The sequence below is a fragment of the Bordetella sp. MIP270_01_BMS genome, from assembly GCF_054958705.1.
Genome location: NZ_CM143297.1, coordinates 2,215,651 through 2,240,440, shown reverse-complemented (window position 1 = coordinate 2,240,440; position 24,790 = coordinate 2,215,651). Strand labels below are relative to the sequence as shown.

General features: G+C 65.4%; 22 protein-coding genes and 2 pseudogenes. 12 read left to right on the top strand and 12 right to left on the bottom strand.

What is annotated here, in order from left to right:
• Positions 1–98: 98 nt before the first annotated feature.
• The 4 genes from ACV17W_RS10485 (at position 99) to ACV17W_RS10470 (ending at position 2,265) form a co-directional block, all read left to right on the top strand.
• Positions 99–263 (top strand): rubredoxin, encoded by a 165-nt coding sequence (locus tag ACV17W_RS10485; RefSeq protein ID WP_003814980.1) that lies wholly within the window; start codon positions 99–101, stop codon positions 261–263.
• Positions 264–325: 62 nt separating this feature from the next.
• Positions 326–931 carry a YqgE/AlgH family protein gene (locus ACV17W_RS10480; protein WP_462596352.1) on the top strand — a complete coding sequence of 202 codons (606 nt, stop codon included), beginning with the start codon at positions 326–328 and terminating at the stop codon, positions 929–931.
• Positions 924–1,319 carry a Holliday junction resolvase RuvX gene (ruvX, locus tag ACV17W_RS10475; RefSeq protein WP_462596351.1) on the top strand — a complete coding sequence of 132 codons (396 nt, stop codon included), beginning with the start codon at positions 924–926 and terminating at the stop codon, positions 1,317–1,319. Before ACV17W_RS10480 ends, ruvX begins: the two co-directional genes overlap by 8 nt.
• Before the next feature lie 205 nt (positions 1,320–1,524).
• Positions 1,525–2,265, top strand: a complete 741-nt coding sequence (locus ACV17W_RS10470; protein WP_462596518.1) for a lysophospholipid acyltransferase family protein — start codon at positions 1,525–1,527, stop codon at positions 2,263–2,265.
• A 104-nt stretch (positions 2,266–2,369) separates the two neighbouring features.
• On the opposite strand, the gene ACV17W_RS10465 is transcribed toward ACV17W_RS10470, so the two are convergent.
• The 8 genes and pseudogenes from ACV17W_RS10465 to mpl all read right to left on the bottom strand — a co-directional run bounded on the left by ACV17W_RS10465 (position 2,370) and on the right by mpl (position 11,118).
• Entirely contained in the window at positions 2,370–3,200 is an 831-nt protein-coding gene (locus tag ACV17W_RS10465; RefSeq protein WP_462596350.1) for a symmetrical bis(5'-nucleosyl)-tetraphosphatase, read from the bottom strand.
• Entirely contained in the window at positions 3,197–4,375 is a 1,179-nt protein-coding gene (lptG, locus tag ACV17W_RS10460; protein ID WP_462596349.1) for an LPS export ABC transporter permease LptG, read from the bottom strand. The genes ACV17W_RS10465 and lptG overlap by 4 nt, the downstream gene beginning before the upstream one ends.
• 74 nt (positions 4,376–4,449) lie before the next feature.
• On the bottom strand, positions 4,450–5,184 hold the full coding sequence (gene mtgA, locus ACV17W_RS10455; protein ID WP_462596347.1) for a monofunctional biosynthetic peptidoglycan transglycosylase: 735 nt from the start codon (positions 5,182–5,184) through the stop codon (positions 4,450–4,452).
• Positions 5,185–5,190: 6 nt separating this feature from the next.
• A complete protein-coding gene (gene aroE, locus ACV17W_RS10450; protein ID WP_462596346.1) occupies positions 5,191–6,054 on the bottom strand; it encodes a shikimate dehydrogenase in 864 nt (287 codons plus the stop codon).
• On the bottom strand, positions 6,051–6,950 hold the full coding sequence (locus tag ACV17W_RS10445; RefSeq protein WP_462596345.1) for an energy transducer TonB: 900 nt from the start codon (positions 6,948–6,950) through the stop codon (positions 6,051–6,053). The genes aroE and ACV17W_RS10445 overlap by 4 nt, the downstream gene beginning before the upstream one ends.
• Positions 6,951–7,182: 232 nt before the next feature.
• Positions 7,183–9,065: pseudogene (locus tag ACV17W_RS10440) on the bottom strand (ribonuclease catalytic domain-containing protein).
• A gap of 80 nt (positions 9,066–9,145) precedes the next feature.
• Positions 9,146–9,745 carry a YqiA/YcfP family alpha/beta fold hydrolase gene (locus ACV17W_RS10435; RefSeq protein ID WP_462596344.1) on the bottom strand — a complete coding sequence of 200 codons (600 nt, stop codon included), beginning with the start codon at positions 9,743–9,745 and terminating at the stop codon, positions 9,146–9,148.
• On the bottom strand, positions 9,742–11,118 hold the full coding sequence (mpl, locus tag ACV17W_RS10430; protein ID WP_462596343.1) for a UDP-N-acetylmuramate:L-alanyl-gamma-D-glutamyl-meso-diaminopimelate ligase: 1,377 nt from the start codon (positions 11,116–11,118) through the stop codon (positions 9,742–9,744). The genes ACV17W_RS10435 and mpl overlap by 4 nt, the downstream gene beginning before the upstream one ends.
• Before the next feature lie 69 nt (positions 11,119–11,187).
• Here mpl and ACV17W_RS10425 point away from each other — a divergent pair, with 69 nt between their 5' ends.
• The 8 genes from ACV17W_RS10425 to ACV17W_RS10390 all read left to right on the top strand — a co-directional run bounded on the left by ACV17W_RS10425 (position 11,188) and on the right by ACV17W_RS10390 (position 18,602).
• A complete protein-coding gene (locus tag ACV17W_RS10425) occupies positions 11,188–11,742 on the top strand; it encodes a TlpA family protein disulfide reductase (RefSeq protein ID WP_462596342.1) in 555 nt (184 codons plus the stop codon).
• A 124-nt stretch (positions 11,743–11,866) separates the two neighbouring features.
• Positions 11,867–12,301: a type II 3-dehydroquinate dehydratase gene (gene aroQ, locus ACV17W_RS10420; protein WP_462596341.1), complete on the top strand. Its 435-nt coding sequence runs from the start codon at positions 11,867–11,869 to the stop codon at positions 12,299–12,301.
• A gap of 99 nt (positions 12,302–12,400) precedes the next feature.
• Complete coding sequence (gene accB / locus ACV17W_RS10415) at positions 12,401–12,850, top strand: acetyl-CoA carboxylase biotin carboxyl carrier protein (protein WP_462596340.1); 450 nt, start codon at positions 12,401–12,403, stop codon at positions 12,848–12,850.
• A gap of 8 nt (positions 12,851–12,858) precedes the next feature.
• Positions 12,859–14,205: an acetyl-CoA carboxylase biotin carboxylase subunit gene (gene accC, locus ACV17W_RS10410; RefSeq protein ID WP_462596339.1), complete on the top strand. Its 1,347-nt coding sequence runs from the start codon at positions 12,859–12,861 to the stop codon at positions 14,203–14,205.
• Between the two features lie 46 nt (positions 14,206–14,251).
• Positions 14,252–15,172 carry a 50S ribosomal protein L11 methyltransferase gene (gene prmA, locus ACV17W_RS10405; RefSeq protein ID WP_462596338.1) on the top strand — a complete coding sequence of 307 codons (921 nt, stop codon included), beginning with the start codon at positions 14,252–14,254 and terminating at the stop codon, positions 15,170–15,172.
• A 21-nt stretch (positions 15,173–15,193) separates the two neighbouring features.
• Positions 15,194–16,963, top strand: coding sequence for a DUF3426 domain-containing protein (locus tag ACV17W_RS10400; RefSeq protein ID WP_462596337.1), 1,770 nt, complete (start codon positions 15,194–15,196; stop codon positions 16,961–16,963).
• A gap of 12 nt (positions 16,964–16,975) precedes the next feature.
• Complete coding sequence (locus ACV17W_RS10395) at positions 16,976–17,917, top strand: carbohydrate kinase family protein (RefSeq protein ID WP_462596336.1); 942 nt, start codon at positions 16,976–16,978, stop codon at positions 17,915–17,917.
• A gap of 181 nt (positions 17,918–18,098) precedes the next feature.
• Positions 18,099–18,602 (top strand): outer membrane lipoprotein, encoded by a 504-nt coding sequence (locus ACV17W_RS10390; RefSeq protein ID WP_462596335.1) that lies wholly within the window; start codon positions 18,099–18,101, stop codon positions 18,600–18,602.
• 294 nt (positions 18,603–18,896) lie between these two features.
• On the opposite strand, the gene ACV17W_RS10385 is transcribed toward ACV17W_RS10390, so the two are convergent.
• The 4 genes and pseudogenes from ACV17W_RS10385 to ACV17W_RS10370 form a co-directional block, all read right to left on the bottom strand.
• Positions 18,897–19,460 carry a YggT family protein gene (locus ACV17W_RS10385; protein ID WP_462596334.1) on the bottom strand — a complete coding sequence of 188 codons (564 nt, stop codon included), beginning with the start codon at positions 19,458–19,460 and terminating at the stop codon, positions 18,897–18,899.
• A 152-nt stretch (positions 19,461–19,612) separates the two neighbouring features.
• On the bottom strand, positions 19,613–20,218 hold the full coding sequence (locus ACV17W_RS10380) for a histone H1-like DNA-binding protein (RefSeq protein ID WP_462596333.1): 606 nt from the start codon (positions 20,216–20,218) through the stop codon (positions 19,613–19,615).
• 316 nt (positions 20,219–20,534) lie between these two features.
• On the bottom strand, positions 20,535–21,728 hold the full coding sequence (locus ACV17W_RS10375) for a ribonucleotide-diphosphate reductase subunit beta (RefSeq protein ID WP_462596332.1): 1,194 nt from the start codon (positions 21,726–21,728) through the stop codon (positions 20,535–20,537).
• Positions 21,729–21,755: 27 nt separating this feature from the next.
• Positions 21,756–24,678 (bottom strand): annotated as a pseudogene (locus ACV17W_RS10370) (ribonucleoside-diphosphate reductase subunit alpha).
• Positions 24,679–24,790: the final 112 nt, after the last annotated feature.

Here is a 24,790-nt window from a genome sequence, read left to right as displayed (position 1 = left end):
TTGGGTTTCGGTAAGATTGCCCCATTCTAATGGATGCGCCTGGCGCTTTGCCCGCCTACGGGGGCGGGCACCTTGATGTAACAGACAAAAGAGAATTTATGCGTACTTGGATGTGCTTGATCTGCGGTTGGGTTTACGATGAAGAGGCCGGCTTGCCCGACGAAGGCATCGCCCCCGGCACGCGTTGGGAAGATGTGCCGCCCAACTGGGTCTGTCCCGAATGCGGTGCGCGCAAAGAAGACTTCGAACTGATGGAAATCTGATGGCGCGGGCGTCCGGGCCGTACGCGGCCTGTCCGCCCGGGCGCAGTGCCCAGGGGGGTCCCATGACCGATGAACACCACGACACGCAGCCTGATGACGACGCGACCGACGCGCCGGCCACCGATTTTTCCAATCAGTTCCTGATTGCCATGCCTCAGATGGTCGAAGGCAGCCTGGCTGGCTCGGTGATCTATATCTGCGAGCACACGGCGAGGGGGGCATTGGGGCTGGTCATCAACCGGCCCACCGATCTCACGCTGGCCAGCCTGTTCGAACGTATCGACCTCAAGCTCGAGATCCGGCCCGCGGCCGATACGCCGGTTTTTTTCGGCGGCCCGGTACAGACCGACCGAGGCTTCGTGCTGCACGCGCCCGCGGGCGACTACAGCTCGAGCATCAAGCTGGGCGACCTGGCGCTGACCACCTCGCGCGATGTGCTGCAGGCCGTGGCCGACGGCCAGGGGCCCGAGCGCATGCTCGTCACCCTGGGCTATGCCGGCTGGGGCGCAGGGCAGCTCGAAAGTGAAATGGCGCAGAACGCCTGGCTCAACGTCGGAGCCGATGCCGACATCATTTTCGACGTCCCGCCCGAAGACCGCTATCCCGCGGCTCTGAAGCTGCTGGGCGTCGATCCTGTGATGCTGTCCGGCGGTGCGGGGCATGCCTGAAGAAACGCTGCTGGCCTTCGATTTCGGGGAAAAGAAAATCGGCATAGCCATCGGCAATACGCTTACCCGCCAGGCGCGGCCGCTCGAGATCATCTTTTCCGAAGTTCGCGACACGCGCTTCGCGCGCATCGGCGAATTGCTGCAGGAATGGCAGCCGCAGCGTGCCATCGTGGGCCTGGCCCTGGCCGCCGATGGCGGCGAGCAGCCGGCCACGGCGCGCTGCCGCCGTTTTGCCAACCAGCTGCACGGGCGATACGGCCTGGCCGTCGAGCTGGTGGACGAACGCGGGTCCAGCATGGAAGCCCAGCGCCTGCTGGGCACCCATGCGCCCGACGACGCGGTGGCGGCCGCGGTGATTCTGCAACGCTATCTCGATGCCCTGCCATGACGCCCGCAGTCCGGGCGGCGCCTGCGACGCACGCGAAGGGCGCCATGCCCGTTAGCCGCGGGCGCGCGCAGCGCGACGCGCCTGCAGCGCGGTTGGACCGCCCCCGCGGCGGGTGCGCCGCGGTTGCGATCAACGGTATGATGCTGGCCGGCCGGCGTCGCGCCCCTTGCCCACGCGCCGTAGCGGCCTGGGAGCTCCGGAGTTGTTGAAATCGCTACGTTTCTTGTTGCGCTTTGCGCTGGTGGTGCCGTGGATTTTCTTCGGCCTGCTGTGCGTGGGGCTGGCGTATCCCTTCATGAGCCTGCCGGCGCGGGCTGGGCTCAATCGGTATTGGTCGCGCCGCTTGATGGCGCTCTGCGGTGTCCGCATCATCGTCCAGGGGCAACCCTTGCTGACGGGCGCGGTGCTCTGGGTAGCCAATCACGTCTCGTGGATCGACATTTTTGTGTTGAATTCCGTGCGCGCCACCTCATTCGTGGCCAAGAGCGAGATCCGCAAATGGCCGCTGATCGGCTGGCTGGTGGCCGGCGCCGGCACCGTGTTCATTCAGCGCGGCCAGCGCCATGCGGTGCACGCCGTGGGCGCGTCGGTGCAGGAACGGTTCAGGCAGGGGGCGGCAGTGGGCCTGTTCCCCGAGGGCACCACCAGCGAGGGCTTCACCGTGCAGCCCTTCCACGCCAGCCTGTTCGAGCCCGCCCGCTCGGCGGACGTTGCCGTGCAGCCCGTGGCGCTTCGATTCCTACAGCATGGCCAGCGCAGCGCGCTGGCCGCCTTCGTGGGCGATGAAACCCTGGTGGCCAACCTGTGGCGGGTGCTGGGCGCAACCGGCCTGGCGGTCGAAGTGGAATTCCTGCCCCCCGTGGCGGCTCAGGCACCCGACGGACTGCCGGTCACCCGCGTCGACATGGCCCGCCTGGCCCGAGCGGCCATCGCGGCACGCCTGTAAGCCGCCGGACGCACCACCGGACGCGCAGGGGCGGCCGACTGATGCGCGCCGCTGCGGCCGGCGCGACGGAATCCGTGTCCGCCCGCGCCGGGAGCACCGGGGGGCTATTCAGACAGCGGATCCTGGAACTGCTGGCATTTGATCTGCACCAGCTTGCGGTCTTGCAGCCGTACGGCCGACAGCGAGCCGCCCCATACGCAGCCGGTGTCCAGGCAGATCACGTCGGGCCGCATCAGCAGGCCCAGCGTCGACCAATGGCCAAAGACGATCGTGACGTCGGCGGTGGCGCGGCCGGGCACGTCGAACCACGGTACCAGGCCGGCGGGCCAGGCCCCGGGGGCGACCTTGGTGGCGAATTCCATATCGCCGCTGGGCGTGCACAGCCGCATCCGCGTGAGCGCGTTGATGACGACGCGCATCCGCTTGGAACCTTTGTAGCGGTCTTTCCACCGAGTGGGTTCGTTGCCGTACATCTTCTGCAACGCCTTGCGCCAGTCTGGGCCGCGCAGCACATCCTGCACTTCGGCGGCCAGCGCCAGGGTCTTGGCGACATCCCATTTGGCCAGCACGCCCGCGTGCACCAGCAGATGGCCGTGTTCGAAGTGCGCCAGGGGCCGGTGCCGCAGCCATTCAATCAAGTCGTCGGAGTCGGGGGCCTCGAGGATCTCGGTGATGGTGTCGGACTTCGACGGCTTGCGCACGCCTGCGGCGGCGGCCAGCAGGTGCAGGTCGTGGTTGCCCAGGACAGAGGTGGCCCGGTCGCCCAGTTCGATGATGCGGCGCAGGCTGGCCAGCGACTGGGGGCCGCGATTGATCAGATCGCCCGCGAACCAGTAGCGGGCGTCCGGGTCGGCCAGGTCAGGATAGCCCAGAAGCTGGTCCAGCGGCGCGCAGCAACCCTGCACATCCCCGATCATCCATATGCTGCCTGTCATGCGGGGCTGCGCCTCCAGGGCCAGCGCCTTTGCGCGAAGCGCGCGGTGGCATGACGGTATTCCATGAGGCTCAGGGCGCCCAAAGCCAGCAGCACCGCGCCGACGTTCGGACCGAGCGCGGTCAGCCAGGGCGGCCAGCGGCTGAGCATGCCGACGTTGAGCGCCAGCTGGTTCAGCATGAAGAAGCCCACGCCTAGCAGTATGCCGACGAATACCTTGGCGCCCACGCCGCCGCGGCGGGTCTGCATGAAGCCGATGGGCGCGGCGATGGTGATCATGACCAGCAGGGTGAACGGATACGACACCTTGCGCCACAAGGCCACCACCTGCCGGCCGGCGTCCAGCTGGTTGTGATGCAGGTACTCGATGTAGTCGAGCAGGGTGCCCAGCGACATGCGTTCAGGCGTCAGCACCCGTGCCAGCAGGCGTTCGGCGCTGAGGGTGGTGTCGAGTTCGCGTTCAGGCAGCTTCGAGACATACGCCGGCGCGTTGGGAGGCGGCTTCGCATCGGCCAGCGCATCGGGCGCGCTTTCATCGATATTGGTCTCGACCACGTCGCGCAGTACCAGCTTGTCGCCTGAAAAGGCGCCGGTGGCGGCGGTGGACAGAGTGGTCAGCTGCTGGCCGGGCTTGAATTCGTACAGGGTCACCCCCTCGACATTGCCATCGGCGAGCAGCCTGGCAATGTTGATGATGCGGGTGCCGCCATTGCGCGTGGGCTCTTTGAACCAATAGCCGCTGTCCATGCGGGTGCCGCTGGCCTTGCCCCGGAACATCAGGCTGGCCTCGCCGCTTTTGATCTCGGCCGCCGGCGTGACGAATTCGGACAGCAGGGTGGCGCCTATCATCAGCGGCAGCGTGATCAACCACAGCATGCGCAACAGGCGCATGCCACTGACGCCGGATACGCGGAGGATCACGAGTTCGTTGCGCTGGGCCAGGCCCGCCAGCGCCAGGATGGCGCCGATCAGCAAGCCGATGGGCAGGAGGTCGTACAGCCGGGTGGGCAGCGCCAGCGCCTGCATGTAGAGCAGGGCGGGCATGCTGAACTTGTCGCCCACGTTGTCGAGGTCGTCGACCAGCGCGAAGAACGTGAACAGCCCCAGCAGGGCCATCAGGACCACTGCACAAGAACGATAGATTTCGCGGGCCAGGTAGCGGCGGGCTGTACGCATGAAAAAGGTTACGTCGGCGCGTAAACGTGACAGCTTACCAAAATCGGCTCATCTTCCGGACCCCCGGCGCTGTGTCAGGGGATGTCAACGAGCCGCATGCGGCGGGTCAGCGTGCCGGTGCGGGAATTCAGGTAGCTGGTGTTGCGGTGCTTGTCGTAGTAGCGCGGGTTGGGCAGCATGGCCGCCAGCCGTGCCGCTTGCGAAGCCCCCAGGTTCGCCGCACTGGTCTTGTAGTAGTGGCGGGCGGCTGCCTCGGCGCCGAATACACCGACTCCCCATTCCGCCACATTCAGATACAGCTCGAGGATGCGCTGCTTGGGCATCACATGCTCGATCATGTAGGTAAGCACCAGTTCCTGGCCCTTGCGCAGGTAGCTGCGCGAGCTGGACAGGAACAGGTTCTTGGCCAGCTGCTGCGTAATGGTCGAGCCGCCGCGGACCTTGCCGCGGCCGCTCTCCTGCTGACGCTGGTTGTATTCCCAGGCCTTGCGGATGGCGTCCCATTCGACCCCATCGTGTTCGGTGAAATTGGCGTCTTCCGACGCCACGACTGCGCGCTTCAGGTTATTGCTGATGCGATCGTAGGGTACCCACTGGTATTTCAGTTCCGCCTTGGGGTCGGTTTCGCGCAGGCGCGACAGTTCCTGGCGCATGATGGCGCTGCTGCCCGGATCGCGGTAGGCATACCAGACCACCATGCAGAACATCCACAGCTGATACATGATGACCAGGCACAGCAGGGCCATCAGGCCGGCGCCGATCACCCGGCCCCAACGTATCGTGCCCTTGGTCGGACGTCGCGCGGGCATGCGCAATCAGTCCCGGGCCAGCAGCGCGGCGCGCAGGGTGGTCAGTACCGGCGATGGATCGGGCCGCACCCCGTGCCAGATGAAGAAACTTTCGGCAGCCTGCCCCACCAGCATGCCCAGGCCGTCGGCAGTGCGGGCGGCGCCGTCGGCGGTGGCCTGGCGCATGAAAGGGGTGGGGTGGGCGGCATACATCATGTCGTACGCAAGGGCATCGGGCGCGTACAGGCCCTGCGGCAATGCGGGCGCATCGCCCTTCAGGCTGCTCGCGGTGGCGTTGATCACGACGTTCCAGCCCCCGGGCGCACCGGCTTCGGCCAATGCCGCCCCGGTGACGTGCGTGCCTGGCAGGGTGCCGCCGGCTACCCAGCTGGCGGCCAGGTCATGGGCGCGTTGCGCATTGCGATTCACAATATGAATGCGGGCGCAGCCTGCGGCGGCAAGCGGCTGCAATACACCCCGCGCCGCGCCGCCGGCGCCCACCAGCAGCATGCGAGCTCCTTCCAGCACCACGCCCAGCCGCAGCAGGTCGCTGACCAGGCCCACCCCGTCGGTGTTGCAGCCGTGCCAGGCGCCATCGCGAAGCCAAAGCGTATTCACTGCGCCGGCCAGGCGGGCGCGTTCGCTCAGGTGCCCGGCCGCCAGTGTGCGAGCCGCTTCTTTGAAGGGCACGGTGACGTTCAGCCCCGATCCGCCTTGTTCGCGGAAGGCCTGCACGGTGGCTTCGAACCCGTCCAGTGGCGCCAGCAGCCGCTCGTATTGCAGCGGCTTGCCGGTCTGCGCCGAAAACAGGGCGTGGATCTGTGGCGAACGGCTGTGCTCGACGGGGTTGCCTATCACAGCGTATCGGGGCGGGGTCTGTACCTGGTTCATGGGCTTCGGGCTTCCAGCGTATCGTTGACGAAGTGCCAAGTGCGGGTAATGACCAGCATATCGGCTTCCCGCGCGATGGGCGGCGGGAACGGCGGAAACGGCGCTGCCATCTGTACGATGCGCCGCGCCGCCTGGTTCAGGACGGCATGCTCGGAAGGCTGGTCGATCTCGACATTGGCCACGCTGCCATCGGCGCGCACCGTCACGGTAATCTGCAGGGTACCGTATATGCGGCCGCGCGCCTCGTCGGGGTAGTGCTGCGTCCCCACGGCTTCAATGCGGGCGCGCCAGCTATCCAGGTATGCGGCATAGTGCGACGCCTGCGCCGACGGGGCGACGAACACCTTGCGCGGCTGCGCGTTGTAGTTCTGCACGCGGGCGGCCAAGGCCGCGATGCGGGCGTTCTGCACCAGCCCCGGTTGATCCTGCACATCTTCGCCAGGGGCCGTTGCATCGGGCCAGGGGTAGACCGCCTGGCGTTCCGGTCCGGCCTTGGTGTTGGCCTGCAACTGGCTCAGCAATCGCATCTGTTCCGCCTCGAGCTGTGCCTGGCGCGTGCGCATGGCCTGCAGCACAATGGTCTCGGCGGATTCCCCGGTGCGCGGCAAAGGCGTCGCAGCCACCCCGTGCTGGGCATTGCCTCCCCCGTCCACCTGATGTTGCGCCACCACTTGCGGCTGTGCCGGTGCGGACTCCGTATGCGCATTGACCAGCACGATCTCCAGCGGCGCCGGCCCGGTCCGCTGCGGCGCCGGCGTGCTGAAGCGCCACGCCAGCGCGCCGGCGTGCAGCAGCAGCGAAATCGCCAGGCCGATTCGCAAGTAGTGCTGGGCGGGCGCGCTCAACCAATGCAGGAAGCGGCCCGGCGTCGAGGGGAATTCAGCAGAACGTTGCACGCCCGCATTTTAGACCCCTTGTCGTGCGGCGCCATCCGGCCGCGCCGCCCTCCATTCGCGGGCGCCGCGGCAGTTCCGCGCGTGTCCGGCCAGGCACAGGGCAGGGCTCGACGAGGCGATTGCGCCCATCGCGCGGCGATGCGTGTTCAGATAGGCCGGGCCCATCGACTGGCCCACGGGCCGCGGTGCCGGGCGGTTTCGCCCAAGGCGTACCGGCAGCCTTGCACGCCCGTCAGGCCGCCAGCCCGGCGAACCGGCACTCAAGTTCCAGCGCGAGCTCGTCCATGCCCAGGATGTCCAGTTCGACCGCCGTGCCGCGTTCGAGTTCGGGCAGGCCCCCCACGCGTGCCACCAGCGGCGCGTTCGCCAGTCGCACCAGGTCATCCCGCAGCACATGGGCCACGGTTCGCGTGATTCCCTGCTGGCGCAGCCAACGCAGGCACCAGTAGCGTTCCATGTTGCTCTGGAAATCGCCCCAGGCCGCGTACTGAGCATCGAAGGCCCCGATGATCGCAAACAGGTCGGCATCACGCGGCTTGAATGGCGCCACCAGCCGCGCCGACACCCCGTGCTCGACGGCGGCAATCAGCTGCCACTGGTTCACCAGGTCGACGTAACGGCGCAGCGGCGAGGTATGCCACGCATATTGCGGCACGCCGATGGCTTCATGCGGCAGCGCCTGGGTGCTCATGCGCACCCGACCGGCCTGCTGCGAACGATAAATGCCGGGCACGCCATGCTGGTGCAGCAGGCCGCCCCAGAGATTGTTGGCCAGGATCATGTATTCAGCCACCATGCGGTCCAGCGGCGCGTTGCGCTGGCGCGGCACCAATTGCACGGGCGTATCCGGGTCGTCGGGGCTGCCGTCCAGGTAGAAACTGTATTCGACCCGCGAATTGTTTTCGGGCTTTCCGCGCACGGCGTCACGCTGCGCCGACAGCGCGCTGGCCAGCTTCCACAGCGGACGAAGCCAGTGGCCATACGGCAGCGGTGCATCCGGGTCGTTCAGGGCGGCTTCGGTGACCTGCGTATCCAGCATGTTGTGGCGCAGGTTCTCGCGCACCAGCACCCGCTCTACTCGCGTTTCCGACGCCGTGATTTCACCGGTGGCCGGGTCCGCCGTCACGTACAGCGACAGCGCAGGCACTTCCCGGCCTGCGTCCAGCGAAAACGCCTGGATCACGTTGTCGGGCTGCATGGGGATTTTCTCCCCCGGCATATAGACGGTCGACAGGCGGGCACGGGCCAGCTGGTCCAGTTCGCTGCCTCGCGTCACGGCCAGGCCGGGAGCCGCCACGTGTATGCCCACGCGCACCTGGCCATCAGGCAGCGTGGTGACCGACAGTGCATCGTCGATCTCGGTGGTCGTGATGTCGTCGACCGAATAGATTTCGAGGTCGGCCAGCGGCAGTTCGCGTTCCACCGGCGGCACTTCCATGTCGGGAAAGCCGGTGCCGCGCGGGAAGTAAGTGGCGAGGAACCTGCGCTTGTGCAATGCAAGGGATGCGGCCACGCGCCCAGGTCGAGCAGCAGGCGTTCGGGGCTTTTCTGCAACTGCGCGCACGCCGCGTCCAGGGCTTTCCAGGGCATGCTGTTCTTGTCGGGACGAATCAGCAACGATTCCGCGGCCTGGGCGATCTCGGCCGGCAGGCGGCCCGCAGCCATGTCGTCCACCCATTGCTGCTGCTGTTCGGCCTGCTTGCGTTTTTTTTCCAGCGCCGCCAGTGCCGCAGCCAGAATGTCAGGCGGTGCGGGGCGGTAGCGCCCCGTGCCGCGCCGGTGGAAGTAAGCCGGTGCGCCATGCAGCCGCATCAGCAGCGCGGCCCGCTCGACCGGGCTGGGCGCATGGCCGAAGTAGTCGGCGGCCAGGGCGGCGGCATCGAACTCTTCCTGCGGCGCACATTCCCACAGGAATTGCAGGTCCAGCTCATCGGCGACGGTGGCGGCCTGGGCCAGCAAGGCCGCCGGCGCCGGCTCGGCAAAGGTGAACAGGGTGCTGGTGCGCTTGATCTTGCTGCGCTTGCCCGATTCCGACTCCACCTGCAGGCTGGCGTCTGTCTCGGACAGGATGTTGCCGGCCTTGAAGCCGCCGTCTTCTTCGTAAAACGCGTACATATTCAGTCCATCGGGGGCGCGGTGACCGCGCGGGCCGTACGGCGCCGCCACCTGCCAGTCTATATTTGAATGTGGCTTGATCAGGTGCGGTCGGCGCTCAGGGCAAAGTCCAGCACTTCGGGCAGCCAGCGCGCGAAATCGGAGAGCCCATGGTCGCTGCCCTGCACGATGCGTTGCCGGCATCCCGGGTAACGGGCCTGCATTTCCCGCCAGTCCAGCACTTCGTCGCCGGTGGCCGCCACCAGGAAATAGCGTTCGGGTTGCGTAATGGCATCTACCCGGGCCGCCGCCAGTTCGTCGACATACTCGGCGCGAAACACGAACGGCGCGTCGGAATGATACATGCGATGCTCGCCCACTTGCGTGGCCAGGTCACGCGCTGCTTCGACCGCCGGGTTCAGCAAGACTGCCTTGCAGTGCAGCTGTTCGGCCAGCCAGGTTGCGTAATAGCCGCCCAATGACGAGCCTATTACCGTGAGCTGGCGGGGGTCATCGGCCCTGGCCAGCAAGCCCCGGGCCAATTGGCAGGCCAGGTCCAGCGCCTCGCGGGGGCTGGCCGGCAATTGCGGGCACTGCCAGTCGTCGGGGCCGGCAAGCCCGCGCTCGTTCAGCGCTTGTGCCACCAGCCTGGCCTTGAAGGAGTCGGGCGACGATCGAAAACCGTGCAGATACAGAATCATGCAGGCTCCCGGCGCGCCACCGCCTTGAGCAGCTTGTCGTGCACACCGCCAAATCCGCCATTGCTCATGACGAGGATATGGTCGCCAGGCCGCGCCGCCCGTGCCACGGCGGCGACGAGGTCGTCCAGCTCGCTGTAGCTGCTGGCGCGCTCGCCCAAGGGGGCCAGCACTTCGTCCGGATTCCAGCCCAGCGCATGCTTGCCGCTACGCTCGCCAAAGCAATACACCAGATCGGCCGCTTGCAGCGCATCGGGCAGGCGCGCCGCCATGGCGCCTAGCTTCATGGTGTTGGAGCGGGGCTCGAGCACGGCCAGGATGCGCTCGCCGCCCACTTGGCGACGCAGGCCCTCGAGCGTGGTTTCGATGGCGGTCGGGTGGTGCGCGAAATCGTCATAGACGGTGATGCCGCTTACTGTGCCACGCACTTCCATGCGGCGCTTCACGCCGGCGAAACGCGTCAGCGCAGCCACGCCGTCGGCGGGCGAGACGCCCACATGCTGGGCTGCCGCCAGGGCTGCCAGCGCGTTCAGGCGGTTGTGTTCGCCGCCCAATGTCCAGCGTACCGTGCCGGCAGGCTGCCCGTCGTGTCGAACCTCGAAGGCGCCCGTGGCGTCGGCGGGCCCGGCCTGCCAATTGCCGCCCGGCCCGAAACTGACGGTTTCCGACCAGCAACCGCGCGCAATGACACGGTCCAGGGCCGGGCAACTGGCGGGCCGGACGATGCGGCCGCTGGCGGGTATGGTGCGCACCAGATGGTGGAATTGGGTCTCGATGGCAGCCAGATCCGGAAAGATGTCGGCGTGGTCGTATTCCAGGTTGTTCAACACCGCCGTGCGGGGACGGTAGTGAACGAACTTCGAGCGTTTGTCGAAGAACGCGGTGTCGTATTCATCCGCCTCGATGACAAAAGGCTGGACCGCAGGGTCATAGCGCGCCGACACCTGCAGGTCGTGCGCCACACCGCCGATCAGGAAATTGGGGCGCAGCCCGGCGGCCTCGAGTATCCACGCCAGCATCGAACTCGTCGTGGTCTTGCCGTGGGTGCCGGCCACCGCCAGCACATGCGCGCCGGGCAGCACATGGTCGCCGAGCCACTGGGGGCCCGACACATAGCGCGCGCCGGCGTCGAGAATGGCCTCCATCAAGGGATTGCCGCGCGTGACCACATTGCCCACGACGTACAGGTCGGGCTTCAAGGCCAGTTGGTCGGCTCCGTAGCCTTCGATGAGTTCGATGCCCTGCTCGGCGAGCTGGGTGCTCATGGGGGGGTATACGGCGGTATCGCAACCGGTCACCCGATGGCCGGCGGCGCGCGCGATCAGCGCCAGGCCGCCCATGAATGTGCCGCAAATGCCTAGAATATGCAGGTGCATTGATGATCTCCTGCGCGCATTGTAGAGGCTCGTTCGCCGCGGGCGCCGCGCGGGGTTATGATCCGGTCCATGAATCGTCGCTACTTCCTGTACGCTGGCGCAGCGGCCGCCGTGGCCGCGGCCAGCGGCTATGCCTGGCGCGAGCGCCGCGCCGCAGCCCCTGCGCCGGGACCCGAAACCCCCGCGTCGCCTGTCCAAGCCGCCGACCCTGTCGCCATCCTGCGAGGCCTCTCGCTGCCTGATCTCGATGGCACGACTAGAACCCTGTCCGAATGGCAGGGGCGGCCCATGGTGGTCAATTTCTGGGCAACCTGGTGTGCGCCCTGCGTCAAAGAAATGCCCGAGCTGCAGGCCCTGCACGAAAAATATCCGCGCATACAATTCGTGGGCATCGGGGTGGATAGTGCCGATAAAATGCGCGAATTCATTCAGAAAGTGCCGGTCACGTATCCCCTGCTGGTGATGGGGGCGGGCGCCATCGATACTCTGCGCACCTTGGGCAATCCCGCCGGCGGTCTGCCCTTCACGCTGATTTTGGCGGCAGATGGCCGAATTAGTCGAAAGATTCTGGGTCAGATACAGTCCGACGACCTCGACCGCACCTTGCAGGGGCTGGCGGCCTGATTTCCGCCTCTGGCCAGCCAGTTTGTTCCACGCACCGCAAACTGTATCTGTTGGACAAACGCTGTGAATAGGCGTAAAAAGGCGGTTTATCGATAGTTTTGCCGACACTTTGCGGCTGGCCTCCATGGCGCAACACATCCTGGTATTGCACGGCCCGAACCTGAATCTGCTCGGTACGCGCGAGCCCCACCTTTACGGCAGTCTTACCCTGGCACAGATCAACCAGGGTCTCGAGTCGCTGGCAGCCCAGCTGGGCGTGGGCCTTACCGCTTGGCAGAGCAATCACGAAGGCGCATTGGTCGAACGTATCCAGGCGGCCCGTCAGGATGGAACCGACTTCATCGTCATCAACGCGGCAGCTTATACGCATACCAGCGTAGCGGTGCGCGATGCCCTGGCGGCGGTGGCCATCCCTTTTGTTGAAGTACATTTGTCGAACCTGTATAAACGCGAACCGTTCCGGCAGCACTCGTACCTGTCCGACCTTGCCGTGGGCCTCGTCTGCGGCCTGGGCGCCGATGGCTACGAAGCCGCAGTCCGTTATGCGGCACGGCATTAGTGCGGCGTTTCAGTCTCCGGACTCACCTTTACCTCCACATACGAAACGGCGCGGCCTTCATGCAGGCGCGCCGCCAACATTAATCGGGAAGCAGCTTCTATGGACCTCCGAAAACTCAAGACCTTGATCGACCTGGTGGCGGAATCGGGCATTGCCGAGCTTGAAATCACCGAAGGCGAAGGCAAGGTCCGCATCGTCAAGTTCTCGCAGACGCTGCAGCCCGTGGCCTATCACGTGCCTGAAGCCGCGGCGCCTGCTCAGGCCGCACCCGCGGCGCCTGCAGCCGCCGCGCCCGAAGCTCCCGTCGTGCCGCAAGGGCATGTGGTCAAGGCGCCCATGGTGGGCACGTTCTACCGCGCGCCCAATCCGGGCGCCGCTCCCTTCGTCGATGTCGGCCAGTCGGTCAAGGAAGGCGACCCGCTCTGCATCATCGAAGCCATGAAACTGCTCAATGAAATCGAAGCCGACAAATCCGGCGTCATCAAAGAGATCCTGGTCGAAAACGGCGAACCCGTCGAGTACGGCCAACCGTTGTTCGTCATTGGCTGATTGCATCTATGTTTGAAAAAATCCTGATCGCCAACCGCGGCGAGATCGCGCTGCGCATCCAACGCGCCTGCCGCGAGCTCGGCATCAAGACGGTGGTCGTGCATTCCGAGGCTGATCGCGACGCGAAGTACGTGCGCCTTGCCGATGAGTCCGTGTGTATCGGGCCGGCGCCTTCGCGCGAAAGCTACCTGAACATGCCGGCCATCATTTCGGCCGCAGAAGTCACCGATTCCGAAGCCATCCACCCCGGCTACGGTTTTCTGTCCGAGAACGCCGACTTCGCCGATCGGGTCGAGAAAAGCGGGTTTGTCTTCATCGGCCCCAGGCCCGAAACCATCCGCCTGATGGGCGACAAGGTCAGCGCCAAGCGCGCCATGATCGAGGCCGGCGTGCCGGTGGTGCCCGGATCCGAAGGCGCGTTGCCGGATGATCCCCAGGAAATCATCCGGGTGGCTCGCGAAGTGGGCTACCCCGTCATCATCAAGGCAGCGGGCGGTGGCGGTGGCCGGGGCATGCGCGTGGTATATACCGAAGCCGCGCTGCTCAACGCCGTCACCATGACGCGCTCCGAGGCCGGTGCGGCGTTCAACAACCCTGAAGTCTACATGGAGAAGTTCCTCGAGAACCCTCGCCATGTTGAGATCCAGGTGCTCGCCGATGGCGGGCGCAATGCGGTCTGGCTGGGCGAGCGCGACTGTTCCATGCAGCGGCGCCACCAGAAGGTCATCGAAGAAGCGCCGGCGCCGGGCATCCCCCGCCGCCTGATCGAACGCATCGGCGATCGCTGTGCCGACGCGTGCCGCAAAATGGGCTACCGCGGTGCGGGCACGTTCGAGTTCCTGTACGAGAACGGCGAGTTCTATTTCATTGAAATGAACACCCGCATCCAGGTCGAACACCCGGTCACCGAACTCATTACGGGGGTCGATCTGGTCCAGCAACAGATCCTGATCGCCTCCGGCGAGAAGTTCCAGCTGCGCCAGCGCGATGTCACCTTCAAGGGGCATGCCCTTGAATGCCGCATCAACGCCGAAGATCCTTTCCGATTCGTGCCCAGTCCCGGCCGCATCACCAATTGGCATACGCCGGGCGGACCGGGCGTGCGTATCGATTCGCATGTGTTCAACGGCTACTTCGTGCCGCCCAACTACGACTCGATGATCGCCAAGGTCATTACGTACGGCGATACGCGCGACCAGGCCCTGGCCCGCATGCGCATCGCGCTGTCCGAAATGGTGGTGGAAGGCATTTCCACCAACATCCAGCTGCATCGCGAGCTGCTGCAAGACGCCCGCTTCATCGAAGGCGGCACCAGCATCCACTATCTCGAGCACAAGCTGGCCCAGCGCCCTTGATGCTCTGGCGGGCCGCCCTGGCGGCCCGCCGCACCGGAAGAACCGTATGCGTGAACTTGTGCTTCATTGCCCCGAGGCGCAGGCCGAAGCGCTATCCGATGCGCTGCTCGAGGCCGGCGTGTTGTCGGTTTCGGTGGAAGACGCCGATTTCGGAACCGAGGCCGAACGCCCGCTGTTCGGCGAGCCCGGCACCGAGCCCGACGTACTGGCTTGGGAGCACAACCGCGTCGTGGCGCTGTTGCCCGACGGCGCCGACCCTGCCCAGATCTACGAACAGGCCATGGCCGGCGCGGGCATCGATCCCATCATGGCCGGCGGATGGACCTTGCGCGATGTGCCGGACGCCGACTGGGTGCGCCTGACGCAGGCACAGTTCGGCCCCATCCAGATTGCCCATCGCTTGTGGATCGTGCCCAGCTGGCACCGTGGCGATCCGGCCGTGCCCGCGATTGCCGGACTCGACGATGCCGCCATTCACATCGAGCTGGATCCCGGCCTCGCTTTTGGCACCGGCAGCCACCCCACCACGCACTTGTGCCTGGCGTGGCTCGAGTCCGAGTTGCCCGCTGGGGCCACTGTGCTCGATTACGGCTGCGGTTCGGGCATCCTGGCCATCGCCGCGCGCAAGCTGGGCGCCGGCCCGACCGACGCCGTCGACATCGACCCGCAGGCCGTGCAGGCCACGGCCGATAACGCCCGCGTCAACCACGTTGAACTGCAGGCGTTGCTGCCCGACGCACTGGGTGACGACACCTATGAAGTGGTGGTGGCGAACATCCTGTCCAACCCGCTGAAGGTGCTGGCGCCCATGCTGGCCGGCCGCGTCGCCGCGGGAGGGCAACTGGTGCTTTCCGGTGTGCTGGAACGGCAGGCCGAAGAAGTTGCCGCCGCGTATGCGCCGTGGCTTCCCCTGTCGGTGTGGCAGGCCCGCGATGGCTGGGTTTGCCTGCACGGCCGCAAAACCTGAAGCCGGCGGTAGAGTCACGCCATGGTCATGACAACCCGCTGCCCGCATTGCGGCACCTCCTTCAAGGTGGTGCCCGACCAGTTGCGGGTGCGTAACGGGCTGGTGCGCTGCGGCGCCTGCAATACGGTTTTCGACGGTCGCGCCAGCCTGGTGGCGCATATGCCGCCGGTGCAGCCGACGGCCAGCGGCCCCGTCGCCGCCGCCCATCGCCCCGACACAACGACCGTGTCACCGACGGCGCCGCCCCGGCATGTCAACCCGGCGACCCCTTCCTGGGCGGTGCCCGAAACTGGGCGCGCCGCCTCGGCCGTGCCGCCAGCTCACCGCGATTCCCCGGCCCGGCCCACACCGCCTGCGCCTTTCTCATCCCATGCCTCGGGAGGCCCGGCGGTGCCCCCGTGGGAAGTGGACCCCGCCACCGAATCGGCAACGCCGGCGGCCGCGCCTCGCGACGGGCACGCCGGTGCGTCGGCATGGCCGGCGTCCGACCCCACAACCGGGCGAGACGCCGACAAGCCCGCCCAGGCCGCGAGCCCGTCCGGATTTCCCGCAGCGCCGCGCGATGCCGGTCCGCCTCCGCACCTGAGCCCGCGCCAGGCCACCACAGCGGGTGGCGTACGACAAGCTGGTTCCTCCATGCCTTACCCGTCCGGCACGGCCGCGGGCGCGGCGGCTGCCCGGCCCGAGCCGCGGCTGGGACCCGTGCCAGCCGCGCCGCCCGCCGTGCTGCGTGGCCGCAGCGAAATGCGGCGCCAGGATCCTTATCTGGGCAGCCATGACCTTGGGGCCCGGCCTGCATCCGACGACGGGCAGCCCGACTACGATGACGAAGACGCGGCAACCGATCACGGGCGATCGCCGCTGGCCGGGCAGGCGTCGGCGGGCGGTGCGGCCTTTGCAGCCCCGCGCACGCCGAGCTATCGGGCGGCGCCCCCTGAAGAGCCCTTTTACGGCGCGGTTACGCCTGCCGATCCTGCTTACCCCGATCCGTCTCTTACCCAGCCGCCCCATCGAGAGCCGCCTGCGTCCGGACGGGCGTCTCACGGGCCTTCCCCGGCCCGGCCGCATCATGGGCCGACCGCTTCCGAACCGGCTTACCGTGCGCCTGCTGATCAAGGGCTGGCCGGTCGGGCACGCGCCTACCCCGATGAGGACACGCATCCGGACGACGATGAAGGGCCCGAGGTAGAGCCAGCAGTACGCGGCGAGGCCCGCACGCGGTTCTATGGCGCCACCGATGTGGGCCGCACCCCGCCCGAGTTTCTGGATCCCGAACATCAGGCGCGCCGCAGCCTGCGGCGCAGCCTGTGGGGCTACGGTTGCTTGCTGGGCGCGCTGCTGCTGGCTCTGCAGCTCGTGTATGTGTATCGCACCGCCATTGCCGTCGCCGCGCCTCAGTTGCGCCCGCTGCTCACCAGTATCTGCGAGCCGCTGGGCTGCGAGATCGGGTACGCGCGCCGCATCGAACGCATTTTCGTCACCTCGTCTTCGTTGCAGCCGCCGCGCGGACAGGCAGGCGCCAGCGCCGCGGATGGAGCGCACCGCCTGGTGCTGCGGGTATCGCTGCGCAACCGGTATGACAAGCCTCAGCATTGGCCGGCGTTGCGGCTCGACCTCACCGATCTTTCCGACACCGTGGTGGTGCGCAAGGTGCTCCGGCCGCAAGACTATCTGCCTGCCGCGCAGGCCGCGACCCCGTTCGAACCCGGCGCCGAAATCACCGTCGAAGTGCCCATCGATGTTACCGATGCGCAGGTGAACGGCTATCAAATCGACAAGTTCTTTCCCTGAAGGATGACAAGCATGACGGCTCCTGTTCTGGTTTGCGGGTCGATGGCGTTCGACACCATCGCAGTATTCGACGGCCGGTTCAAAGAACATATCCTGCCCGACCGCATTCAGTCGCTCAGTGTTTCGTTCCTGGTGCCTTCCATGCGCAAAGAGTTCGGCGGGTGCGCCGGCAATATTGCCTACAACCTGAGGTTGCTGGGGGGCAGCCCCGTGCCGGTGGCGACGGTGGGCGAAGACGCCGCTGACTACCTCGAGCGATTCTCGGATCTGGGCATCGACATTTCGCGCCTGCGCGTCATGCCCGGAACCTTTACGGCGCAGTGCTTCATCACCACAGACCTCGACGACAATCAGATCGCCGCGTTTCACCCCGGCGCCATGGAATTGTCGGCACAGAACGATCTCAGCGGCGCGCAAGCCTCGTGGGCCATCGTGGCGCCTGACGCCAAGGCCGGCATGTTCGCGCACGCCGAGCGACTGCACGCGGCGGGTATTCCTTTCATCTTCGACCTGGGGCAGGCCATGCCCTTGTTCGACGGCGCCGACCTGGACCGCATGCTGAGCCTCGCCCAGGCCCTGACCGTCAACGATTACGAAGCGGGTGTCGTCGAGCAGCGCACGGGGCGCAGCATATCGCAGATCGCCTTGCAATTGCAGGCCGTGGTGGTGACCCGTGGCGCTGCCGGCGCCACCCTGTATACCGACGGCGCCGAGGTGCAGGTGGCCCCCGTTCGTCCCGCAGAGATCGTCGACCCCACGGGCTGCGGCGACGCGCATCGTGCGGGCCTGCTGTATGGGCTCACCCACGGCTGGGCCTGGGCAGACAGCTGCAAGCTCGCGAATCTGATGGGCGCGATCAAGATTGCATCCCGCGGTCCGCAGAATCATGCGCCTTCCCGGGCCGATATCGATGCCCGGCTGCGAGATGCCTACGGTATCGGCCTGGCGGCCTAGGAACCCCGCAGGCGCAGGATGGTCCAACATGTGTCGCGACCATGGCAAAAGCCTTAAGCAGCGGTTACTTCACACGGCCGCAGCTGCCTAAAAGTTGCATGCTGTTTCGCACCCGGTTATTCCGGGCAAGCCAGAGTACTATCAGTTGCATAAAATAGGCTTACCGACCCAAGGAGTCCCCATGAGCCATATTCTGTCCTCTCCCTCTACCGCGCCGCGCGCCGGCCGCTGGCTGGCCGTGGCCGCAGTGGTCACCTCGGTGGCCTTGCTGGGCGGCTGCGCCAACCGCAGCGCCTCCAGCGGTGTGTATTCGTACGATCAGGCCCAGCGCGAGCAGATCGTGCGCATTGGCACGGTCACCGGCGTGCGTCCCATCACCATCCAGGATGACAAGTCCAGCGGCGTCGGCATGATCGCGGGCGGCGCACTGGGTGGCGTGGCGGGCAATGCGGTGGGCGGTGGCACGGGCCGGGCCCTGGCTACCGTCGGTGGCGCGCTGCTCGGCGCGCTGGCCGGCAATGCAGTCGAGAACCGTGCAGGCCGGGCGTCCGGCCTCGAAATCACGGTGCGCCTCGACAACGGCGAGACCCGTGTGGTCGCGCAAGAGGCCGATGTTCCCATCAGCGTAGGTCAGCGGGTGCAAGTCATCAGCGGCGCCGGCCCCACTCGCGTCGCCCCGTACTGATCGCTGCGGCACGAGGGCAGGCGCCTGGCCGAGCCAGGCCGGGCACCGCGCCCTACCTGCCTGTTCGACATGAATGCGGCCGCCCTTGGCGGCCGCTGTCGCGCCAGTCGTGTTGCTTCAGAATGTGGCGGCCGGGCTTCCGAAAATGTCTCGGCACGAGCGGTGAACATTCCGCCGCCCGCTTGGCTTTGTGCAATGAAATTCCAGGGCTTTCATGACTTGCCCTGATGGCCGGCATGAGCCACGTATGCAAGGGCCTGGCCGTGACGATGGCGGCGGCCAGGGCGCCGCGGCTCAGACGCCGAGCAGTCCGTAGGTAAGACGCGCCAGCATCATCAGCGCGACTTGCGCCAGGATCAGCAGAACCAGCGGCGAGAAATCGATGGCGGAGCCTCGCGGCAGAATGCGGCGTATCGGCTCGAGCATCGGCGCCGTGAGCGTCTGCAGCAGGGCCATCAATGGCGACATCGGGTTCACCCACGAAAGCACGGCCTGCAGCAGCGTCAGCCATACGATGAGGTTCAACGCCCATTTCACCACCATGAGCAGGGAAGAACCGAGCGCAGCGGGCAGGAGCGCGGCGGGTATCAGCGTGCCCACGGCAACCAGCCACATCAGTGCCAGGAAGGCCAGTGCGGTCAGCCACGCGGCGACCAGGCTGGTCCAGTCGATGGCATGGCCGGCGGGAATCAACTTGCGTATGGGCAGCACCAGCCAGTTGGTGACTTGATAGATGCCGCGGGCCAGTGGATTGAAAGGATGCAGACGCACCGCGTGGATCCAGGCGCGCGCGATCAGCGCGGCGCCAAACAGCGTGAAGGTGATCTCGAGCAGGAAGCGGAGGATGTCGCCGAACATAAGAAGCAGTCTGCAAAAAAATTTCGACAACTATTGTCGCATGGCGCCACGCGCGATGCGTGGCGCGCACGTCTGCGCAGCCATACCCAAACAAAAGCCGCCTGGCCTGGGCCAGGCGGCTAAGGTACCGCTAGCGTACGGAACCGTCTTTATTACGGACGGCCACCGGTCGGGAACGGCCACGACGCGGCAGGGTTCAGCGCGGTCTTCGCACCCGGGGCAGCAGCCGTGGAGGGCGGCGTAGCGGGCTTCTTGGGGGCAGCCTTCTTCGCAGCAGGCTTTTTGGCAGCGGGCTTCTTGGCAGCGGCCTTCTTCGCAGGCGCCTTCTTGGCAACGGCCTTCTTGGCTACCGCCTTCTTGGCCGGGGCCTTCTTGGCTGCCGCTTTCTTGGCCGGGGCCTTCTTGGCTACGGCTTTTTTGGCAACGGCTTTCTTGGCAGGCGCCTTTTTGGCTACCGCTTTCTTGGCCGGAGCCTTCTTGGCGGCAACTTTCTTGACAGCCTTCTTGGCAACCGTCTTCTTCACTGCTTTCTTGGCAGCGGTTTTCTTGACGGCCTTCTTGGCGGCGGTCTTCTTCACTGCCGGCTTCTTGGCTGCCGTCTTCTTCACGGCAGGTTTCTTGGCTGCAACCTTTTTCACTGCGACTTTCTTGGCAGCGACTTTCTTCACGGCCTTCTTGGCCGGCGCTTTCTTGGCCGCGGTTTTCTTCGCGGCGGGCTTCTTCACCGCTTTCTTGGCGGCTTTCTTGGCTGTTGCCATGGTCATGCTCCTTAGGTTCAGGGGTCCCAGAACTTAAACCCGTGCCACGATCCGTCGAACGATGGATCGCGCCCGGGCCATTCATCGGCGCATGCCGCTGCCCCGTACGAGCGGCAGCTACTGCGGTGTGCGCTAATGAATTCGGCACAGCCATTTGATATGGCCCCCGCGCCTGTTGCGCGAGCCATCTCAAATGGCGCCGGTAGGCGCCCCACATGGGGCGCCTACCGCTTGGTACTGCGTATTCGAATACCGAGGCCGACGGAGTCGGCATCTTGTCGTCGTGCAAGCCAACCGGCACGACGACCGATGCGCATCATTCCCAGCTCAACGTACCGCCGGTTTGGTATTCGATCACGCGTGTTTCGAAAAAGTTGCGTTCCTTTTTAAGATCGATCATTTCCGCCATCCAGGGGAAGGGGTTTTCTTCCTGCGGATACAGCGGTTCTATCCCAATTTGCTGGCAACGGCGATTGGCGATGAAGCGCAGGTACGACTTGAACATGGGAGCGTTCAGGCCCAGTACACCGCGCGGCATCGTGTCTTCGGCGTAAGCGTATTCGAGTTCTACCGCCTTCTGGAACAGGCCACGGATTTCCTCGCGGAATTCGGGCGTCCACAGATGGGGGTTTTCCAGCTTGATAGTGTTGATCAAGTCGATACCGAAATTGCAATGCATGGATTCATCGCGCAGGATGTACATGTATTGCTCGGCGGCGCCGGTCATCTTGTTCTGGCGGCCCAGCGCCAGTATCTGCGTGAACCCCACATAGAAGAACAAGCCTTCCATCAGGCAAGCGAAGACGATCAGCGACTTCAGCAGCGTCTGGTCGGCTTCGGGTGTGCCTGTCTGGAAGTTGGGGTCGGCGATGGCGTCGATGAACGGAATCAGGAATTCGTCTTTGGCGCGTATGGACGGGACTTCGTTATAAGCGTTGAAGATCTCGGCTTCGTCCAGGTCGAGGCTTTCGACGATGTACTGATAAGCGTGCGTGTGGATGGCTTCTTCGAAGGCCTGGCGCAGCAGGAACTGGCGGCATTCGGGCGCCGTGATGTGGCGGTAGGTGCCCAGCACGATATTGTTCGCCGCCAGCGAGTCGGCGGTGACGAAGAAACCCAGGTTGCGCTTGACGATGCGTCGCTCGTCTTCGGTGAGCCCGTTGGGGTTCTTCCAGAGAGCGATGTCGCGCGACATGTTGATTTCCTGCGGCATCCAGTGGTTGGCGCAGGTGGCCAGGTATTTTTCCCAGGCCCACTTGTACTTGAACGGCACCAACTGGTTCACGTCGGTCTTGCCGTTGATGATGCGCTTGTCGGCAACCTTCACGCGGTGAGCGGCGGCGTCGCCGCCGGCCTGCTGCGGCGCGGCCGGGGTGGGCAGCGCCGCATCACCGAATACGCCGGTGGCGGCACGTGTGGGTTGCGCGGCAGCAGCCGGCTGCCCGCCCGCCACGGGGGCGGGCGATTGCGCCGGTTGTACTGCGAGCTTGTCTTCTTCCCAATTAAGCATGAATGAATTCTCCGGAGGCGGTGGTGATTACTGGCAGGCTTCGCACTCTTCGAAGCCGGGATCGCCCGGCCGCATGGTGCAAACCGCCCCGAGAACTTCGGGTTCCGGCAAAGCAGGGGCTGCCGCCGCGACTGCCGTGGCAGTCTGGCCGGCGCTGACGGCGTTTAGTTCGCCGCCGCGGCCCGTGGATTTTTCGGCGCTGGTGGCGCCCAAGGTGCGCAGGTAGTAGGTGGTTTTCAGGCCACGCTGCCACGCAAGCTTGTAGGTGTCGTCGAGTTTCTTGCCCGATGCGCCAGCCATGTAGATGTTGAGCGACTGGGCCTGGTCGATCCACTTCTGGCGACGCGATGCGCACTCTACCAGCCAACGCGGTTCGACTTCGAACGCGGTGGCGTAGAGTTCGCGCAGTTCGGAAGGTACGCGATCGATACGGGACAGGCTGCCGTCGAAGTACTTGAGGTCGGCGACCATGACTTCGTCCCAGAGACCGAGTTTCTTCAGGTCACGAACGAGGTATTCGTTTACGACCGTGAACTCGCCGGAGAGATTCGATTTGACGTACAAGTTCTGGAAAGTAGGTTCGATGCACGCAGATACGCCAATGATATTGGAAATCGTCGCCGTTGGGGCAATTGCGATGCAGTTCGAGTTGCGCATGCCATGTTCTTTGATGCGCGCACGCAACGCATTCCAATCGAGTGTGCTCGACTCGTCGACATCAACGTGGCCGCCGCGTTCTTCACGCAGCATTGCCAGCGTGTCCTGCGGCAAGATGCCACGCGACCACAGCGAACCTTCATACGAAGGATAGCGGCCGCGTTCGCGCGCGAGTTCGCTCGACGCCCAATACGCGTGATAGCACACGGCTTCCATCGAACGATCGGCGAATTCGACGGCGGATTGCGATGCATAAGGCACGCGCATCATCTGCAGGCAGTCCTGGAAACCCATGATGCCCATGCCCACCGGCCGATGGCGTTCGTTGGAGTCTTTGGCTTTCTTGACCGCGTAGTAATTGATGTCGATGACGTTGTCGAGCATGCGCATCGCGATGCCCACCGTGCGCTTGAGCTTGTCGTGGTCGAGTTCGAAACCGCCGGCGGCGGCGGGCTTCATGTGCGCGACGAGGTTCACCGACCCCAGATTGCAAACCGCGATTTCAGAGTCGTTGGTGTTCAGTGTGATCTCGGTGCACAGGTTCGAGCTGTGCACGACGCCCACGTGCTGCTGCGGCGAGCGGATGTTGCACGGGTCCTTGAAGGTGATCCAGGGGTGGCCGGTTTCGAACAGCATCGACAGCATCTTGCGCCACAACGCGATGGCCGGCATTTTCTTGAACAGCTTCAGTTCGCCGCTGGCTACCTTGGCTTCGTAGCCCACGTAGGCTTCTTCGAACGCCTTTCCATACTTGTCGTGCAGGTCGGGGCAGTCGGACGGCGAGAACAAGGTCCATTCGCCGTTCTCCATGACACGCTTCATGAACAGGTCGGGAATCCAGTTGGCCGTGTTCATGTCGTGCGTGCGGCGGCGCTCGTCGCCGGTGTTCTTGCGCAGCTCCAGGAATTCCTCGATGTCGAGGTGCCACGTTTCCAGGTACGTGCACACCGCGCCCTTGCGCTTGCCGCCCTGGTTCACCGCCACGGCGGTGTCGTTGACGACCTTCAGGAAAGGCACAACGCCTTGGCTTTCGCCGTTGGTGCCCTTGATGTGGCTGCGCAGCGCGCACGGGCGTCCAGTCGTTGCCCAGGCCGCCGGCGTACTTGGCCAGCAGTGCGTTTTCCTTGATGGCGTCGTAGATGCCTTCCAGGTCATCGGACACCGTGGTCAGGTAGCACGACGACAATTGCGAATGCAGGGTGCCCGAATTGAACAGAGTGGGCGTCGAGCTCATGAAGTCGAACGACGACAGGATCTCGTAGAACTCGATGGCGCGTGCTTCGCGGTCGGCCTCGCGCAGGGCGAGACCCATGGCGACACGCATGAAGAATACTTGCGGCAGCTCGATGCGGGTGCCGCGGATGTGCAGGAAATAGCGGTCGTACAGGGTCTGCAGGCCCAGGTAGCCGAATTGCAGGTCGCGCCGCGCGTCCAGTGCAGCCGCCACGCGGGCCAGGTCGTACTCGGCCAGCTTGGGGTCGAGCAAGCCGCCTTCGATGCCGCGCTGGATGAAGGTGGGGAAGTACTCAGCGTAGCGGGCAACCATGCCCGCTTGCGACACTTCTTCGCCCAGCACTTCTTTGCGGATCGTGTGCAGCAAGAGGCGTGCCGTCACCTGGCTGTATGCCGGGTCTTTCTCGACCAGCGCGCGCGCCGACAGAATGGCCGACTTGAAGACCTCATCGACAGGAATGCCGTCGTACAGGTTCTTCACCGTTTCCTTCAGGATGGCTTCTGTGTCGATGAATTCGGTCAGGCCTTCGCCAGCCGCTTCAATGGTGGCGCGCAGCGCGGCCAGGTCGAGCGGGCGGCGCTCGCCGTTGTCGATCACGTTCAGGTGGCTTTCCTGGGCGGCGGCCGGCGCGGCTTTGTCCTGCACCTCGGCTGCGGCAGCGCGCTCCTGCGAGCGTTTTTCCCGGTACAGCACGTAGGCACGCGCCACGTCGTGCTCGCCCGAGCGCATCAGCGCCAGTTCAACCTGATCCTGGATGTCTTCAATATGGAAGGTGCCGCCCGCCGGGCGGTTGCGCACCAGGGCGTTGACTGCTTGCGTGGTCAGGTTGCCGACCAGCTCGCGCACGCGGGCAGAGGCCGCGCCCTGGCCACCATTGACGGCGAGGAATGCCTTCGTCATGGCAATGGCGATCTTGCTGGGCTCGAAACCCACCACCGAGCCATTGCGCCGGATGACGTTGTAGCTGGCCCATTGACCGCCGTTGGCGTCGGCGGGGGCGTCTGATTGAGAGGGCGGCACGGCGGTAGGCCGGGTCACAGAGGCGATCGAAGTCTGCATGGAAGCTCCTGTGGAACTAGCGTAAATAAGCGGCATGGGCGGGGCCCATGCCGGCGCTGATGTATCGGGGGAGGGGGTCTGTTATTTGCCGGCGCGATCGCCCGGCTGTGCC

Coding starts and splice junctions, on each gene's coding strand:
- ACV17W_RS10425 (WP_462596342.1), top strand. CDS start 11,188: ATGAATCGTCGCTACTTCCTGTACGCTGGCGCAGCGGCCGCCGTGGCC.
- ACV17W_RS10390 (WP_462596335.1), top strand. CDS start 18,099: ATGAGCCATATTCTGTCCTCTCCCTCTACCGCGCCGCGCGCCGGCCGC.
- ACV17W_RS10465 (WP_462596350.1), bottom strand. CDS start 3,200: ATGACAGGCAGCATATGGATGATCGGGGATGTGCAGGGTTGCTGCGCG.
- aroE (WP_462596346.1), bottom strand. CDS start 6,054: ATGAACCAGGTACAGACCCCGCCCCGATACGCTGTGATAGGCAACCCC.
- prmA (WP_462596338.1), top strand. CDS start 14,252: ATGCGTGAACTTGTGCTTCATTGCCCCGAGGCGCAGGCCGAAGCGCTA.
- ACV17W_RS10480 (WP_462596352.1), top strand. CDS start 326: ATGACCGATGAACACCACGACACGCAGCCTGATGACGACGCGACCGAC.
- mtgA (WP_462596347.1), bottom strand. CDS start 5,184: ATGCCCGCGCGACGTCCGACCAAGGGCACGATACGTTGGGGCCGGGTG.
- ACV17W_RS10380 (WP_462596333.1), bottom strand. CDS start 20,218: ATGGCAACAGCCAAGAAAGCCGCCAAGAAAGCGGTGAAGAAGCCCGCC.
- ACV17W_RS10395 (WP_462596336.1), top strand. CDS start 16,976: ATGACGGCTCCTGTTCTGGTTTGCGGGTCGATGGCGTTCGACACCATC.
- accB (WP_462596340.1), top strand. CDS start 12,401: ATGGACCTCCGAAAACTCAAGACCTTGATCGACCTGGTGGCGGAATCG.
- mpl (WP_462596343.1), bottom strand. CDS start 11,118: ATGCACCTGCATATTCTAGGCATTTGCGGCACATTCATGGGCGGCCTG.
- ACV17W_RS10375 (WP_462596332.1), bottom strand. CDS start 21,728: ATGCTTAATTGGGAAGAAGACAAGCTCGCAGTACAACCGGCGCAATCG.
- aroQ (WP_462596341.1), top strand. CDS start 11,867: ATGGCGCAACACATCCTGGTATTGCACGGCCCGAACCTGAATCTGCTC.
- ruvX (WP_462596351.1), top strand. CDS start 924: ATGCCTGAAGAAACGCTGCTGGCCTTCGATTTCGGGGAAAAGAAAATC.
- lptG (WP_462596349.1), bottom strand. CDS start 4,375: ATGCGTACAGCCCGCCGCTACCTGGCCCGCGAAATCTATCGTTCTTGT.
- accC (WP_462596339.1), top strand. CDS start 12,859: ATGTTTGAAAAAATCCTGATCGCCAACCGCGGCGAGATCGCGCTGCGC.
- ACV17W_RS10385 (WP_462596334.1), bottom strand. CDS start 19,460: ATGTTCGGCGACATCCTCCGCTTCCTGCTCGAGATCACCTTCACGCTG.
- ACV17W_RS10435 (WP_462596344.1), bottom strand. CDS start 9,745: ATGATTCTGTATCTGCACGGTTTTCGATCGTCGCCCGACTCCTTCAAG.
- ACV17W_RS10400 (WP_462596337.1), top strand. CDS start 15,194: ATGGTCATGACAACCCGCTGCCCGCATTGCGGCACCTCCTTCAAGGTG.
- ACV17W_RS10485 (WP_003814980.1), top strand. CDS start 99: ATGCGTACTTGGATGTGCTTGATCTGCGGTTGGGTTTACGATGAAGAG.